This window comes from Clostridium punense (assembly GCF_017874425.1).
GTDB classification, from domain to species: Bacteria; Bacillota; Clostridia; order Clostridiales; family Clostridiaceae; genus Clostridium_J; species Clostridium_J punense.
In genome coordinates this window covers 20,887-36,264 of record NZ_JAGGLL010000037.1, presented here as the reverse complement: position 1 = coordinate 36,264, position 15,378 = coordinate 20,887, and the positions used below count along the sequence as shown (strand labels likewise).

General features: G+C 30.2%; 14 protein-coding genes. 9 read left to right on the top strand and 5 right to left on the bottom strand.

What is annotated here, in order from left to right; genetic code table 11:
* Window positions 1-234: 234 nt before the first annotated feature.
* Genes J2Z44_RS17755 through J2Z44_RS17745 form a run of 3 tightly spaced genes read right to left on the bottom strand, consistent with a single transcriptional unit; the run spans window position 235 to window position 2,769 of the window.
* On the bottom strand, window positions 235-921 hold the full coding sequence (locus J2Z44_RS17755; RefSeq protein WP_021282982.1) for an ABC transporter ATP-binding protein: 687 nt from the start codon (window positions 919-921) through the stop codon (window positions 235-237).
* 43 nt (window positions 922-964) lie between these two features.
* Complete coding sequence (locus tag J2Z44_RS17750; RefSeq protein WP_021282983.1) at window positions 965-2,122, bottom strand: ABC transporter permease; 1,158 nt, start codon at window positions 2,120-2,122, stop codon at window positions 965-967.
* Complete coding sequence (locus J2Z44_RS17745) at window positions 2,119-2,769, bottom strand: cobalamin B12-binding domain-containing protein (protein ID WP_021282984.1); 651 nt, start codon at window positions 2,767-2,769, stop codon at window positions 2,119-2,121. The genes J2Z44_RS17750 and J2Z44_RS17745 overlap by 4 nt, the downstream gene beginning before the upstream one ends.
* Window positions 2,770-3,317: 548 nt before the next feature.
* Between J2Z44_RS17745 and J2Z44_RS17740 the strand changes: the two genes are divergently transcribed.
* The 4 genes from J2Z44_RS17740 (at window position 3,318) to J2Z44_RS17725 (ending at window position 7,634) form a co-directional block, all read left to right on the top strand.
* Window positions 3,318-4,778, top strand: a complete 1,461-nt coding sequence (locus tag J2Z44_RS17740) for a nicotinate phosphoribosyltransferase (RefSeq protein WP_021282985.1) — start codon at window positions 3,318-3,320, stop codon at window positions 4,776-4,778.
* 291 nt (window positions 4,779-5,069) lie between these two features.
* Entirely contained in the window at window positions 5,070-6,044 is a 975-nt protein-coding gene (locus tag J2Z44_RS17735) for an ABC transporter ATP-binding protein (protein ID WP_021282986.1), read from the top strand.
* The gene (locus J2Z44_RS17730) at window positions 6,041-6,844 is read left to right on the top strand and encodes an ABC transporter permease (RefSeq protein ID WP_021282987.1); all 804 of its coding nucleotides are present in this window, start codon (window positions 6,041-6,043) and stop codon (window positions 6,842-6,844) included. The genes J2Z44_RS17735 and J2Z44_RS17730 overlap by 4 nt, the downstream gene beginning before the upstream one ends.
* Before the next feature lie 7 nt (window positions 6,845-6,851).
* Window positions 6,852-7,634, top strand: a complete 783-nt coding sequence (locus tag J2Z44_RS17725; protein ID WP_021282988.1) for an ABC transporter permease — start codon at window positions 6,852-6,854, stop codon at window positions 7,632-7,634.
* Window positions 7,635-7,778: 144 nt separating this feature from the next.
* On the opposite strand, the gene J2Z44_RS17720 is transcribed toward J2Z44_RS17725, so the two are convergent.
* Window positions 7,779-8,480 (bottom strand): DUF3784 domain-containing protein, encoded by a 702-nt coding sequence (locus tag J2Z44_RS17720; RefSeq protein WP_021282989.1) that lies wholly within the window; start codon window positions 8,478-8,480, stop codon window positions 7,779-7,781.
* 423 nt (window positions 8,481-8,903) lie between these two features.
* Here J2Z44_RS17720 and J2Z44_RS17715 point away from each other — a divergent pair, with 423 nt between their 5' ends.
* Window positions 8,904-9,770, top strand: a complete 867-nt coding sequence (locus J2Z44_RS17715; protein ID WP_021282990.1) for a YitT family protein — start codon at window positions 8,904-8,906, stop codon at window positions 9,768-9,770.
* A 349-nt stretch (window positions 9,771-10,119) separates the two neighbouring features.
* Here J2Z44_RS17715 and J2Z44_RS17710 read toward each other — a convergent pair whose 3' ends face one another.
* Window positions 10,120-11,904, bottom strand: coding sequence for a PAS domain-containing protein (locus J2Z44_RS17710; protein WP_021282991.1), 1,785 nt, complete (start codon window positions 11,902-11,904; stop codon window positions 10,120-10,122).
* Window positions 11,905-12,440: 536 nt separating this feature from the next.
* Here J2Z44_RS17710 and J2Z44_RS17705 point away from each other — a divergent pair.
* The 4 genes from J2Z44_RS17705 (at window position 12,441) to J2Z44_RS17690 (ending at window position 15,321) form a co-directional block, all read left to right on the top strand.
* The gene (locus tag J2Z44_RS17705; protein WP_021282993.1) at window positions 12,441-12,962 is read left to right on the top strand and encodes a GNAT family N-acetyltransferase; all 522 of its coding nucleotides are present in this window, start codon (window positions 12,441-12,443) and stop codon (window positions 12,960-12,962) included.
* An 86-nt stretch (window positions 12,963-13,048) separates the two neighbouring features.
* Window positions 13,049-13,756, top strand: a complete 708-nt coding sequence (locus J2Z44_RS17700) for a CPBP family intramembrane glutamic endopeptidase (protein WP_021282994.1) — start codon at window positions 13,049-13,051, stop codon at window positions 13,754-13,756.
* A gap of 227 nt (window positions 13,757-13,983) precedes the next feature.
* Window positions 13,984-14,583: a DUF3137 domain-containing protein gene (locus J2Z44_RS17695; protein WP_021282995.1), complete on the top strand. Its 600-nt coding sequence runs from the start codon at window positions 13,984-13,986 to the stop codon at window positions 14,581-14,583.
* Between the two features lie 150 nt (window positions 14,584-14,733).
* Window positions 14,734-15,321, top strand: a complete 588-nt coding sequence (locus J2Z44_RS17690; RefSeq protein ID WP_021282996.1) for a nitroreductase family protein — start codon at window positions 14,734-14,736, stop codon at window positions 15,319-15,321.
* Window positions 15,322-15,378: the final 57 nt, after the last annotated feature.

Sequence of the window (15,378 nt, the reverse complement as noted above, 5' to 3'; positions counted from 1 at the left end):
GGAATATTAAGGTTAATTAATTAAAATAATCCAAAAAAAAAACGATCAATAAAAAAATAATCGCTGAATGAAATTCATTCAGCGAAATATGAGTTATAATATACTTAGCAATTAATTAAGCATTTTTAAAATATAAGTAAGTCAGTATGTTTGTCTATTTTGACTTGCTATTTATTTTCAAGTACTTTACAGGAAAATATAATGATTATTGTAAGAAAAGGAAGTATAGCATGATTACTTAGTAACATCCATATTAATACGTCCATCCTTTATTTCTACAATTCTGTCAGCTTTTTCAGCAATTCTTCTGTCGTGAGTTATTATTATAAAAGTAGTTTTGAACCTTTCATTTATATCTCTAAGAAGATTGTAAATATTTTCTGTGGATTCAGAATCTAAGTTACCAGTAGGCTCGTCAGCAAGGATTATTTTAGGATTATTGATAAGGGCCCTTGCAATGGCAGTTCTTTGCTGTTGACCACCAGACATATTTACTGCTAGGTTATTCTTCACTTTTGAAAGACCAACTAATTCCATGAGTTCTTCAGCTCTTTCTAAGATTTCTCTAGAGGGCTTTGAATTACTAATTCCATTGGGCATAAGTACATTTTCTAGAGCTGTAAACTCAGGAAGTAAGTAATGAAACTGAAAAATAAAGCCTATAGTTTGATTTCTCAGATCTGCCAATTCATTTTTTTTCATTACATCTGTTCTTTTTCCATTAATATAAACTTCTCCATTGGTGGGTTTATCTAAAGTACCCATAATATTTAGGAGGGTACTCTTTCCACTACCTGAAGCCCCTATAATGGAATTAAAGCTTCCTTCTTTGAAGGAAAGATTTACATCATAAAGAACTTGAGTTTTTATTAGTGAACCATAAATTTTATTTATATCTTTTAAAGTAATTATATCCTTCATGTTATTACCTCTACTTTAATGAATTTTTTTATTTTGAATTTTTCTATCCATTTTTAATTACGTCAATTGGATTTAGCTTCGAGGATTTAACTGCTGGAATTAATGAAGCTAAAGTTGATGAAACTAAGGCTATAAGAGCAGAGACTGCAATAAAGCCATAGTCAATATAAAGCTCAACCACAGGAGAGCCATCTGGATTTAATGCAAATTTAGTAAACATAAAGCTTAGGAAAAGTCCTAAGGCAACTCCTAAAATTGCCCCCATAAGTCCTAGTAAAAGTCCTTGAAATAAAAATATAAGACTTGCAGCTTTATCCCTTATTCCCATGGCTTTTAAAATTCCAATTTGTTTAGATTTTTGAACCACTGTTATAGCAAGTACACTAGCAATTCCAAGCACCACTGCAACAAGCACAAAAACCTGAATCATTATACTAGATACGCTTTGTCCATTAAGACCACTAAGAAGTTCAGCATTCTGAGCTTTCCAGTTATCTACCTTTAAATTTCCATCTAATCTGTCAGATACGTTTAAAGCAATGTCATCGGCTTTAAATAACTCAGTAACTTGCATTTCTATACTAGTAACTTTTCCACTAAGAGCGTAGAGGGTTTCGCTAGTTTTTAAGGTTGTAATTAACCAAGTCTTGTTTAAGTTAGCAACTTTAAGGTCATAAAATCCTGATATTTTTAGGGTTTTAGTATCACCTGAATTTGTTATAACTTTAATTTCATCTCCTAAGCTGGCATTTAGCTCATCTTTTAATTCTTTACCAACTAAGGTTTCGAAGTCATTTAGTGGCTCTTTTCCTTCATAGATTCTCTTTTTTATGTTATAAATTTTATCAGAGTCTTGAAGATTCATGCCTCTAACTAATACTGAATAAGTCTTGTCTTCCTTTTTTATAAGTGCGGGCTTATCAATTGAAAGAGATAAATTAATAATCCTATCATCAGAGGCTTTAACGGTACTAAGCACATCATTATAGTATTCAATAACTTTATTGTCATTAGTTGAAGTAACAGTAATTTGAGGGGAATTTCCTATGGTTTTATTAACAAGGCTTTTTTGAAGTCCTTGAATTAATGAACCAATAAAAATTTGAACAGATACTCCTACTGCAATTCCAAGTGCAATAAGAGCAGTTTGACCTTTATTAGATTTTAAAAATCTTACTGCAACTTTAAATGGGAATCTCATATATTGTCCTCCTTAGCGAGTTTTAGTATATCTTCAAAAGTTTTTAGATATAAATCAGCTTCTAGTTCTTTTAGAATTTCTTTATTATGTTCAAAGGCACTTCCACCGAGAAAAATTTTAATCTTTGGAGAAGTGGTTTTTATATCATGAATAATCTTTTTAGTGCTTATGGTATTGTAAAAATTAGATACGCTTATTGCTACATAGTGAAAATTTAAGGAAGCTAATGCATTGATAAAATCTTCCTTAGGAGTATTACTTCCAACAAAAGTAGCATTATAGCCTAAAAGTGTAAAGAAGTCCGCAACCATCCTAGCCCCAATTTCATGATATTCCTCAGGAGGACAAACAACAGCAATGTTTTTATCCTGTTTAAGTTCGTATTTTGCATCTCTTTCCTTAATTACATAAGGATAACAGTTTTCAATAATTGTTCTTATAATAGAACTTCTTACATGTTCTTTCCAAATAAAAGTTTTGTCTCCTTTATTAGGAGTCATAGTGTTTAAAGAGGGAGTTAGAATCTCAGTATAAAGCTTCACTATATCTATAGAGTTATCAGTAAGTTTAGATAAAATTAAGTTTAATGCAGCCTCTTTATCTTCCTTTTCTAAATAATTTAGAAATTCTTTGTATAAAGCCTCCATATAATCACTCCTTTGGATAATTATTATTAATTAATTATAATTTAATATTATATTAAACTATAGAAAAAATAAAGAAAAATTTAAATGAATTGTTAAAAGATTTTGAAGAAAATAGAGGGCTTGTTTTTATGAGAGTATCCAACAAGTTTTTAAGTGATATATAAACCCATAATTACTTAATCTAGAACTTTATAACCATAATAAATAAGGTGATTTTTCATAAATTTTTGTGAAAAAGTAAATTCTCGAAATAAATTACTCCTTAAAACAAGTTAATTATCTTAGTTGATTATGTTGATTATCATATATCATGAAATTTAAATACAAGTTGATAAGTACTAGCTTATAGCCCTATAAAAATATTAAATGAGAATATTGGTAATAATAAAAGGAATGAACCTATTGTAAAGTTACTCATAGATTAGAAAGGTGTGTTTATTGAATTAAGATTTATTTTAGTAATTTTAAGGTATTTTATAGTGAGTATAAAGTAATGAATAAATATAGTATTAGAACAAAAATATTACCTATGAAAGGAAGTTATGACAATGAATGAATTCCTTGGAGATCCTAGAAATTTAACTATGCTTATGGACTACTACCAACTAACTATGAGCAATGGATATTTAAGTCATGGTTATAAAGATACAATAGTCTACTTTGATATGTTTTTCAGAAAGATTCCTGACAAGGGAGGCTTCGCTATTGCTTGTGGACTAGAAGCAGTAGTTAAGTACATTGAAAACTTAAAATTCCATGAGGAGGATATTGAGTTTTTAAGGGATAAAAAGATTTTCAGTGAAGACTTTTTAGACTACTTAAGAAACTTTAAATTTACCTGTGATGTATGGGCTGTGCCTGAAGGAACAGTAATTTTTCCAAATGAACCAATAATAACTGTAAGAGGTCCTATACTTGAAGCTCAACTTATTGAAACTATGGTTCTTTTAACTATAAATCATCAAAGTCTTATTGCTACTAAAACTAATAGAATTGTAAGAGCAGCTCAAGGAAGAAACATAATGGAGTTTGGTTCAAGACGTGCTCAAGGCTATGATGGTGCAATTTATGGGGCAAGAGCAGCTTATATTGCAGGAGCCATAGGAAGTTCAAATGTTTATACTGATAAGGAAATGGGAATACCTGCTATTGGCACCATGGCTCATTCTTGGGTTCAGCTTTTTGGAGATGAATATGAAGCTTTTAAAGCTTATGCAGAAACTTACCCAGACAACTGTACTCTTTTAGTAGACACTTATAATGTGCTAAGAAGTGGCATTCCTAATGCTATAAAGGTTTCTAAAGAAGTCTTAGAGCCACTAGGAAAAAGATTAAAGGGTATAAGATTAGATAGTGGAGATATGGCATATCTTTCTAAGGAATGTAGAAGAATTTTAGACGAAGAAGGGCTTTGGGATTGTAAAATTGTAGCTTCTAATAGCTTAGATGAATTTATAATTAAGGATTTAATTAGTCAAGGAGCTTATATTGATACTTTTGGGGTAGGTGAAAGGTTAATTACCTCTAAAAGTGAGCCAGTTTTTGGCGGAGTTTACAAACTAGTAGCCGTTGAAGAAAATGGAGAAATAGCTCCAAGAATTAAGCTATCTGAAAATGTAGAAAAGGTTACAAATCCACATTATAAAGGGCTTTGGAGGCTTTATGAAGGAAAAACTGGCAAGGCTATAGCAGACATACTAACATTACATGATGAAAACATTGATGAAACAAAGCCTTATGTTTTATTTGATCCAGTTTTTACTTGGAAAAAGAAAGTGGTGGAAAACTTTACAGCGAAAAAACTTCAAGTTAAGATTTTCGAAAAGGGCCAGCTTGTGTATAACTTGCCTAACATTGAGGAAATAAAAGATTATTGTAGAGAAGAAGTAAATTCTCTTTGGGATGAATTAAAAAGATTTGAAAATCCTCATAATTACTATGTGGATTTATCAGAAAAACTTTGGAAGATAAAGAATGACTTAATTGAGCAATATAGAGATAAAATTTAATAGATATTTTGAAAGTTTAAAAAAGTATGTAAGTTTATAGCTTATATACTTTTTTTTACATTAGGAAAGTGATATAATATAACTTCGACAAAATTTATAAAGTTATATTTTTGAAGGGACTTCTTAGACTTTCATAGGAAGAATTTAGTTAAAGCTACTTACTAAATTAGAAAGTAGCTTTAACTAGGCATTAATGGGATTTTTACCATGAGTAACTCCTATTTATTGAATAAGATAGTCTAAAAGTTTTTAAAGGCAACTAAACTTAATATTAGAATGGAGGGGATATCTATGATTGAAATGAAGGGCATATCGAAATCTTTCAAGGTTTCAAAAAGAAATCCAGGACTTAAAAAGGCAGTTAAAGCACTGTTTTCTAGGGAGTATGAAGAAGTTAAGGCCTTAGATGATGTTTCTTTTACCATTAAGGAAGGGGAAATGGTAGGATATATTGGGCCAAATGGAGCAGGGAAAAGCACCACCATTAAAATAATGAGCGGTATTTTACATCCAGATAAGGGACAGTGCATTATAAATGGGAAAACTCCTTGGAAAGACAGAATAAGTCATGTTAAGGACATTGGAGTAGTTTTTGGACAACGATCCCAGCTTTGGTGGGACGTGCCTGTTGCAGATTCCTTTGAACTTTTAAAGGATATTTATAAAATACCAGAGGACAAATTTAAGAAGAATTCTTCCATGTTATGTGAAATGTTAAATATTAAAGATATTATAAAAGTTCCTACAAGGCAACTGAGTCTTGGACAACGAATGAGATGTGAAATTGCAGCTTCTCTTTTACATAGTCCTAAAATACTATTTTTAGACGAACCTACCATAGGTCTTGATGCAGTATCCAAAATTGCAGTAAGAGACTTTATAAAAAACATCAACAAAGAAAATAAAACCACAGTAATTTTAACCACTCATGATACTCAAGATATTGAGGCTCTTACAAAAAGAATTATCCTTATTGGCAAAGGTAAAGTTTTATTAGATGGAAATATAGAAGATTTAAAGCAAAAGTTTAATCAAAACAGGACAATTACCGTTGATTACCTAGGAAATATAGTTAGCTTACCACCAGGCTTAGAGTTTGTAGAAAAGTATTCATCTCGTGCAGTAATCTCAGTAGATAGTTCTATAATTTCTGTGTCTTCAGCTATAGGTTATCTAACGGAGCAGGTAGAGGTATTGGATTTTAATGTAAACTCAGTAACTGTAGACGATGTGGTAGTAGGGCTTTACAAGGAGTATAAGATATGAGGTCATATATTTCTTATTTTAAAATTAAATTTATACAAGGGCTTCAATATAGAGCAGCTGCTTACGCAGGCATTGCAACACAATTTGCGTGGGGCTTTATGTATATAATGCTCTATGAAACTTTTTACAGCAGTAACCCCCAAATGGCACCCATGGAATTTTCACAGTTAGCTAGTTATATATGGCTGCAACAAGCCTTTTTAGCTTTATTTATGACTTGGTTTTTAGATAATGAGATATTTGAGCTTATTAGAAGTGGGAATGTTTCCTATGAACTCTGTAGACCTTTAGACATATACAATTTATGGTTTGCAAAAAGCTGTGCAACAAGGCTTTCAAAAGCACTTTTAAGATGTTTTCCAATACTCATAATTGCTTTCTTTTTACCAACACCTTATAAATTTAGTTTTCCAGTGTCCCTAACAGCAGTTATGTTATTTGGATTATCTATGTTCTTTGCCCTTATAGTTGTAGTAGCCTATTGTATGCTAATTTATATATTTACCTTTTATACCATATCTCCTATAGGAGTAAGGATTGCATTGGTTATGACTGCAGATTTCTTATCAGGAGGACTTGTGCCACTGCCGTTTTTACCAGCCTGGCTTACTAAATATATTTATCTATCGCCCTTTGCTGCTATGCAAAACGTGCCTTTTAGAATTTATAGCGGGCACTTAAATTCTTATGAAGCACTACAGGCCATAGCACTGCAAGGAATTTGGGCTGTAGTTTTAATTGTATTTGGTAAGGTGCTACTTTCAAAAACTATAAAAAATGTAATAGTTCAAGGGGGTTAGGAAACTTATGAAACTTTATTTAAAATATTTTTCAATTCACTTACGGTCAGCTATGCAATATAAAACCTCCTTTATTTTAACAGCTATTGGGCAGGGGTTAACTACTTTTTTCTCTTTCCTAAGTATGTATTTTTTATTTGATAGATTTGGTAGTATTAAGGGATATTCTTTTAATGAGGTATTACTTTGTTTTAGCACCATTTTCATGTCTTTTGCCTTAGCAGAATGCTTTGGAAGAGGGTTTGATTCTTTTTCAACCATAATATCAAATGGAGAATTTGATAGAATAATGGTAAGGCCACAAAATGAAGTGCTTCAAGTTTTAGGATCTAGAATTGAGCTTTCTAGAGTAGGAAGGCTACTACAAGCCCTTGCTGTATTTATATATGGAATAGTAACTTGCGGAATTACTTGGAATATAGAAAAGATAGTAACACTAACATTGATGATTTTAGGTGGAACAGTATTATTCTTCTCTTTTTTTATGATATACGCAGGAATTTGCTTTTTCACCATTGAAGGTCTTGAATTTATGAATATCTTTACTGATGGAGGAAGAGAACTTGCTCAATATCCCTTAGATATCTACAAGAACTGGGTATTGAAATTTTTCACCTTTATTGTACCTTTAGCATTTATAAATTACTATCCATTTTTGTTTTTAATAGATAAATATGAAGGAAGCAAGATTTTATATATGTTTTCACCAATGGTAGCCTTGTTATTTATAATACCAAGTTATATATTCTGGAGAATTGGAGTTAGAAAATATACTTCAACAGGATCTTAGAAAGGTGAAAACTGAAGTATAATAATTTATACTTATAGAGCTAATGATTACAGAGTAATCATTGATATATACCTAAATAAACATAGCCACAAAAAACTAGGTGGAAAACTAGTTTTAGTGCCTATGTTTATTTATTATATGATTTTATTTTATATTAAACTCACTACTTAATTTATCATACAAGTCTGTGGTTTTGGAATCATCCTTATAGTTTATAAACACAGTGTAAGTTTTTGTAGTAATTTGAATAAAAGGACCATTACTATCCTCTAGGAACAATACACCTTTATTTATACCTTCTATCTTATAATTTCCCTTTTGAATTTTTCCAAGACTGATGCCATTAGTTCTCATTTTAATTTCAGGAATATTATCTATGAGTTTAATTTCAGTAATAGATTCTTTTTTCATAGTTTTACCATAGGTTCCAGTTATTTTTAAGGATTCTTTTAAAATTTCTACTTCACTTGATTTGTTAGCTGCATAAAAAATAGGAATATTGATTGCAATTACAAATACTATTGTTATAGCTAATATAATTTTGGCAGCCTTAGAATTAGAACTATGGTCATATTTTTGCACTTTCCAAGCATAGTAGAAGATAACTATTAACATTAGAAGAATACAAACTAATACAGAAATGCCAGCTTGTAAAAAGTACGCTGCTAAAGCGCCTAGAAAGTTAATACCAGCTACTATATAGCTCATTTTAGCAAGGTTTTTTCCTACATTTTCAATATCTATCTTTTGTCTTGCCTCATTACTTGCTGTGTTGTAGCCACTAATAAGCCAGTAACATTTGTACTTTCCTATAGCTATACCAAGGGCTAAGAAAAGCACAGTCATGAATATTAAAATAAATATGATAACTCACCCCTTTAAAGTTTAATATTGTTCTTATAAGAAACTTTAAATTATTTTCTTATAATACATTATATTACAGAAGTGAGTTTTGTAGGTAATAAATACATTAAATTTATACCTAAATAAAGTAAAATTAATATGAAGATTGTTATCTATGTATAATTACTTTCTGTGAATAGAGGTTCTAATCATTAGAGTAACTTATAAATTTAATTCTCGTTTAAAATAGTTGAATGAAATAAAAGCAGTATAGCTTTAAAAAAACATTGTCATCAACTTATTTGAAGGTCGGTAAAGTACATACAAGATTAATTTTACTTACATTTAACCTAAACTTTCTTCAAATTATACATTGGTAATCTATTATTATATATGAAACCATTATAATAGTAGAAAGGAATTAAAATGAAGAGTTTAGAAGTTAAAAACAAGGCGTTTGATTTTATTTTTGTCACTATAGGATGTATATTAGTTGCATTTTCTATTACGTCTATTTTAAAGCCAAATGAGTTAGTAGCAGGGGGAATCACTGGAATATCCATAATAACAGAACAAATTACAAAAATAAGCTATGAGTATATCTATTATTTCTTATCTTTATTAGTGCTTATAGCAGCATATTTCACTCTTGGAAAAAGGGAAGCTGTAAAAATAGTTACCTTATCTGTTACATTTCCAATGGTATTAATAATATTTGAAAGAATGAACTTTGCCTTTATAGAAAATGATAGAATATTGGCTTCAATATATTTTGGTATCATATGCGGTGTAGGAACTGCCCTTATATTGAAAAGAGGGTTTTCTCAAGGAGGTAGTGATACCATAGCAAAAATACTGCATAATAAACTATTTCCTTTTATAAGCTTAAGTGAAATATTATTGTGTATAGATGGAGTTATCATAATTTCATCAGCTATTATATATGACAAGGAAATTGCCCTGTACGCTATCATATCTCAACTAATTTTTATGAAGGTTGTAGATACTGTACTTTATGGTTTTAGCTCTAAAAGGGTAAAGGTAGAAATCATAAGTGAAAATCATGAGGTAATATCAAATTATATCTTAACTGATATGAAAAGGGGAATTAGCACCTATGAGATAAAGGGCGGCTATATGAATATGGTAAGGCTGAAAATTGTAACAATTTGTTCACCAAGGGAGTCAATGCTTATAAAAATGTTTATATCAAATCAAGATCCAAATGCCTTTGTTAATGTGCTCCCAGTCACCTCTGTGTGGGGAAAAGGTCTTGGCTTCGAGAGTTTATAGATTACTGATTAAGTTCAACTTCTAATTTTAAGACAAAGCCACTGCATAATAATATGCGGAGAATTTCCCCAAGCATATTTTACCACTTGTAAGCTGTTTCAGCTAAAGTTGCCTAAAGGATATAATTGCTGATAGCAGGTGGGTTTAAATCATAAAACAAGTTGTTTTCGATAAAGTTAAAGCTTATATGTAAAATAAACCACTAGCTAGATGATAAAATAGATTAAATAGGAGAATGTTATTAAATGAAAATAATATAAAAAAGGCTAGTAAGGATTTCCCATACTAGCCTTTTAGATATCTATTTTCTTTATAGAATTATAAAGAAAACTTATTAATATTTAAGTTTTTAGTTTCCATTTTTCTTAACTTCACCTACAATTTTATCAATCAAATCTGAAACTTCAAAGCCACCTCTAGCACTTATCATTTCAAGTGTTGCAACACCAGCCATGGTTTTGAAGATTGGAGAGTTAAGCTTTTCAAATTTAGGGCTTAAACTTATTAAGAAATCTTTAAGATAAGGATATTTCTTTAATAAACCTCCAATATTGGTTTCCTTTGTTATATTGTACTCATTGCTAGGAATAGGATTAGTTTCTTCTTTATTTGCAGCTTTATTATCTGAATCATTCCAGGATAGAAGTCTTTGACTGCCAGTTAAACTCCTAATATGAGTAGCGTCCTGCATCATTTCAAGAACTCCTTTAAAGTTACCCTTTTCATCTCTCACTGCAGTATAAAGGATATAAATAAATTTGCCACCCATTTCTAGCCAAAATTCAGCTTCATCACGAGTACCTTCCTTAAAGGCATTAATAATTTTTTCAACCGTATCAACACTTTCTCGTGGATGGCAATTCTCAACGGCTCTTCCTATAACTCCAGCACTTCTTGGAAAAACTCTGTGCTTTGTATCACTATAGAATTTAACTAGGTTTTCTTCATCAACAAAGGTCAAATCTATAGGTAAATGTTTAAAAATTAGATTTATTTGTTTTAGAGTAAGAAGGCCTTGACTTACATTCAGAACTTCCTCTTCATTAGTTTTTGAAGCAACCCCATGTTTCTCTAAAACTGCAGCTAAATCTTTTAGTAAGTCCACATTCATATTTTCAACATTCTCAAAAGACTTAGAAGTAGCTTTAGAATCAGGGTTCACAAAGGCAGGAGGGTTATCTATTAAGCAGTAGCCAATTTCATCATCACTAATTCTCATCTTTGCAAAGTCTTCGTTGGTTAGCATTTCCATAGCTGTAGGGAAGAGAATTTCATTTTCTTTAATCATCATATCTTTAATCATGTCAATGACTTCAGGTTGAAGAGCTAGGAATTCTTCATCCTTATCTTCACTTAAAAGAGCTTTGGATTTTCTAATTATATCTTTAATATTATTATCTAAAGTCCACATAACTTTAGATGGTTTATCAAAGCCTCTTTTTTCAAGGGCAGGGAATAACTGATTTTGTTTTCTACTAAAATGAATGCTTATTTGACTAAGTTTATCATATAATTCTAGCCACTGATTCTTAATAAATTTTTTCTTAAGTTGCTCATCCATAGAGGTAAGAACTTTTTTAATTTCAATTATCTCGTCCATATAAGTTCTAATTGGGTGTCCCTTTGGAACTTCAACTTCAGTAGACACTAGAATTCCATCGAAGATTTCTAGAATTTCAGATAATCTTTCTGTTAAAACATCATCTGAAATACCATGACTTATTAAATGTTGCTCAGCTATAGCAAATTCCTCCGCTGTAATTTTTTCAAAGGAAGCTTTCATTTTGTTTTTGGCTTCTTCTAGAGAAATTCTACCATTGAAATAATCAAGCTTAATAGCAACCATTTTCTCAATTTTTTCTTTATCTACATTTAAGTGATTGTGCATTTCTATATCATGTAACTTAGGTTTTGGGAAAAAGTAAGCATGGTACTCATTATCACTAATTTTTTCAACATACTTATCAAAGCCTTTACTTTCCATCATTTTATACATAGGAAATGGCTCAAAATCCTTAATAACATGGATACCTTCACCAAGATTTAAATCTTCAATTGCTTTTGTGACACAATCCTTAAAGGATTCATGTTCTCCTCTGCCATCAATTGTGATGTATTTTATGTCTTTTTTCATAAATAAAACTCCTTTCAAAACTACAATAAATTATATAAAGGTAAATAAATTTTTAAATTAAAGATTTTCTTATGGTTGAATCATAGGGTATGTAAGCTACTTAATAATTTACAAATCCCGCATAAATATCTGTTATTTCAGTCCATTAAATTGTACATATTTTATTACTCTACGGTTATGATTTTCGTGATGAATATAGTAAATATATTCAACTGATAATTAATATCAACTATATGAAAATTATACTATTTTTAGTATGACAATTTATGTGATTAGAATCACAATTTTCTAATATTATTACCATAAAGGAAGTTTTTTACTTAGGAAAAATAAAAGTACTATATTAATTAGATTTATAACATTCAAAATATTGGCATAATGATGAAGATATAGTAAAATTAGTTAAAGGTATGTAACTAAAAGAAACTAACAAAAGGTGCATTTTTACGATGTAGTAAAAAATGTCATTTCTATTAGCAAGGGCTCTGAGGAGGAAGTTTTAAATTTAAAAATAATTGAAATTATGGGGGATAAAAATGATTTATTATAATAGTGGTAATTTAATTATTAGATCTATGTTAAAAAGTGACATAGAAGAATTTGTTAAGGGATTCTCAGAACAAGGATGGCACAAATCCCAGGAGCAATTTACAAACTATTACAATGAACAAGAAAGTAGTGAAAGATTAGTCATTATTGCTGAAATAAATGGAAATGTTGCAGGGTATGTTACATTACTTCCTTTTGCTAAAGTTGGACCTTTTGCAAATAAGAATATACCAGAAGTTGTTGATTTTAATGTTTTAATTAAATATCAGAGAAAAGGTATTGGTAACAAAATTATGGACACAGTAGAAAACTTAGCAAAAGGGAAAAGTGAACATATTTCTTTGGCTGTAGGTCTACACAGTGGATATGGTTCTGCGCAAAGGATGTATGTAAAGCGAGGTTATGTTCCTGATGGCTCAGGGGTTTGGTATAAGGAGAAGCAATTACAACCCTATTCAACATGCGAAAATGATGATGATTTAATACTGTATCTTTTAAAATCTTTTTAAATGTTGATTAATAGAAAATTCTTGTATTAGTTTAAAGCATATTATGTGAGTTAGTGCAGTAATTGATTATTTTACGGAGGGTATAAATGGGAAATCTAAAGAAAACCATGTTTCCAAATGAGATTTTTGAAGAATTAGAAAAGAAAGATAGCAAGATAGCTATTATGTTTTTTATCTTTATCTTTCTTTCTTCATTTTTGCTTCTTTATTTAGTTAAAATATCTCCACTATTTTTGCTAATAAGAAATGGTAAAAGCTCCATTTATAATATAGTATTTGCGGTAGTTATGGATGCTCCCAGTATTATAGCAGTTATAGTTATTTTAAGGTATAGAAAGCAAAAGCTTAATACAATAGGCTTAAGAAGACAAGGAATGAAATCTTCTATTTATATAGGACTTACTCTTATAGTGATATTTTGGGTTTATTATATAAGCAATAAAGGGTTTAGTGTAAATTTGATGTGGAAATCACTTTTCTATATTATTTTTGTTGGGTTTTATGAAGAAATAATCTTCAGGGGATTTTTATGGCCAAGACTTGTGGTGGGGTTTGGAAAAACATGGGGAACAATTATAAGTGGTATATTCTTTGGGATGATGCACTTACCCATTGATATTATTTTTAATAATAAAACTATATTTGAAACCTTTATAATAGGAAACACTTCAAGCGTAAATATTGGTGGAGGTATCATAGGTGCTTTATGGTTTATATTTATATATACTCGAAACAACAATATATTATTGCCTTCATTTATTCATGGTTTGCAAGATATGTTATCCATGATATAAGATAAAAAAATTTAGTGTACATAGTTTTATAGGACAACAAGGTCTTTAAGGTTATGCCTAAAACAAAGAAAACTAAATAGCGTATGAAAATACGCATAGGATTGCTATAGTGCTCATTTTTATTTTTAATCGCGTATAAATGATATTCAACAATATAAAAATTAGTTCAATTAGAGTTAGAAAAATAGAAAATGTAAATGCTTTATAATTTAAAAGGGGGAATTTTAATGGGGTTATTTGGACCAAGTAAAAAAGAAATATGGCAGCAGCTAGCTAATGAAATTCAAGCTGATTATATAAATAATGGGTTTTGGTCTGGGGACAGAGTTGAAGCTCATGTCGACAATTGGATTATTATATTGGATACCTACACTGTATCAACCGGGAAATCATCCATAACATATACAAGGATGAGAGCACCCTTTATAAATTTTAGTAATTTCTATTTTAAAATATATAGAGCTGGATTTTTTAGCGGGCTTGGTAAGATATTAGGGATGGAAGATATAAACATTGGCTATGAGGAATTTGATGAGGACTTTGTTATAAAAAGTAATAATGAAGAAAAGATAAAACAATTGTTTTCAGATAAAACTATTAGGGATTTAGTAGAAATGCAGCCACAGATCAATCTTGAAATAAAAGACGATGAGGGTTACTTTTTCAAGCATTTTCCAGAGGGTGTAGATGAACTATATTTTGAAGTTACTGGAGTTATGAAAGATATTGATAGACTTAAAGAGTTATATGAGCTTTTTGCTGAAGTGCTGAAGGAATTATGCAGCATGGGTTTAGCAAGTGCTGAGAATCCTGAAGTAGTAATATAGTAAAGTTAAGATGCGATAATGATTTAATAAATTCAGCATTAAATAGCTGAGTTATAAGAAAATCTTTTAATTATAAGGAAATCTGTAGTAAGGGTTAGAAATGGTGAAAGAAGCATGAAATAATAAAGAGTTTTTATTAGGGAGGAAATTATGATAGTTGATTTGCTAAAAAAAAGATGCAGTTTGAGGAAGTTTAAGCAAATGCCAATAACTCAAGATACTATTGATTATATTATTGAAGCAGGAAGGCTGTCTCCATCTGGAGGTAATGAACAGCCATGGATATTTGGAATAATAAATGACAAAGAACTGATAAGGAAGATTGCAGTAGCGTCCTATAATCAAGAATGGATTACTTCTGCACCTTTGTTGATTGTTTTGTGTACAACCATTGTAGAAGATGAAAGAGGAGCAAGAGACATTCAAGTATTAAGGTTTCCAGAATGGAAAAATGAAATACTAAATATGGATAAAGAACTTTACAGCAAGCTAAATTGTGAAGAACATCAAAGCAAAATACCAGGAACGCATATGGTTTTAGCAGCACTAGAACATGGTATTTATTCAACTTGGGTCTCTTATTTTAATGTTAGTGAGGTTTCAGAATTATTAAACTTACCTGCAGCATATATGCCATCTGAAATACTTGTTTTTGGATATCCTGAGGGTGAGGTAAAACCAAGAGCTAAAAAGAAAAAGGATGAAATTTTATTTTTTAATTCCTATACTAAATTTTAAATAAAATAGCATCAGAGCCTCGATATAACCTTTTATATTTATAAATTATAATGGTGC

Excerpts from the sequence above, each read along its gene's own strand:
- J2Z44_RS17755 (WP_021282982.1), bottom strand. The coding sequence starts at position 921 with ATGAAGGATATAATTACTTTAAAAGATATAAATAAAATTTATGGTTCA.
- J2Z44_RS17750 (WP_021282983.1), bottom strand. The coding sequence starts at position 2,122 with ATGAGATTCCCATTTAAAGTTGCAGTAAGATTTTTAAAATCTAATAAA.
- J2Z44_RS17745 (WP_021282984.1), bottom strand. The coding sequence starts at position 2,769 with ATGGAGGCTTTATACAAAGAATTTCTAAATTATTTAGAAAAGGAAGAT.
- J2Z44_RS17740 (WP_021282985.1), top strand. The coding sequence starts at position 3,318 with ATGAATGAATTCCTTGGAGATCCTAGAAATTTAACTATGCTTATGGAC.
- J2Z44_RS17735 (WP_021282986.1), top strand. The coding sequence starts at position 5,070 with ATGATTGAAATGAAGGGCATATCGAAATCTTTCAAGGTTTCAAAAAGA.
- J2Z44_RS17730 (WP_021282987.1), top strand. The coding sequence starts at position 6,041 with ATGAGGTCATATATTTCTTATTTTAAAATTAAATTTATACAAGGGCTT.
- J2Z44_RS17725 (WP_021282988.1), top strand. The coding sequence starts at position 6,852 with ATGAAACTTTATTTAAAATATTTTTCAATTCACTTACGGTCAGCTATG.
- J2Z44_RS17720 (WP_021282989.1), bottom strand. The coding sequence starts at position 8,480 with ATGACTGTGCTTTTCTTAGCCCTTGGTATAGCTATAGGAAAGTACAAA.
- J2Z44_RS17715 (WP_021282990.1), top strand. The coding sequence starts at position 8,904 with ATGAAGAGTTTAGAAGTTAAAAACAAGGCGTTTGATTTTATTTTTGTC.
- J2Z44_RS17710 (WP_021282991.1), bottom strand. The coding sequence starts at position 11,904 with ATGAAAAAAGACATAAAATACATCACAATTGATGGCAGAGGAGAACAT.
- J2Z44_RS17705 (WP_021282993.1), top strand. The coding sequence starts at position 12,441 with ATGATTTATTATAATAGTGGTAATTTAATTATTAGATCTATGTTAAAA.
- J2Z44_RS17700 (WP_021282994.1), top strand. The coding sequence starts at position 13,049 with ATGGGAAATCTAAAGAAAACCATGTTTCCAAATGAGATTTTTGAAGAA.
- J2Z44_RS17695 (WP_021282995.1), top strand. The coding sequence starts at position 13,984 with ATGGGGTTATTTGGACCAAGTAAAAAAGAAATATGGCAGCAGCTAGCT.
- J2Z44_RS17690 (WP_021282996.1), top strand. The coding sequence starts at position 14,734 with ATGATAGTTGATTTGCTAAAAAAAAGATGCAGTTTGAGGAAGTTTAAG.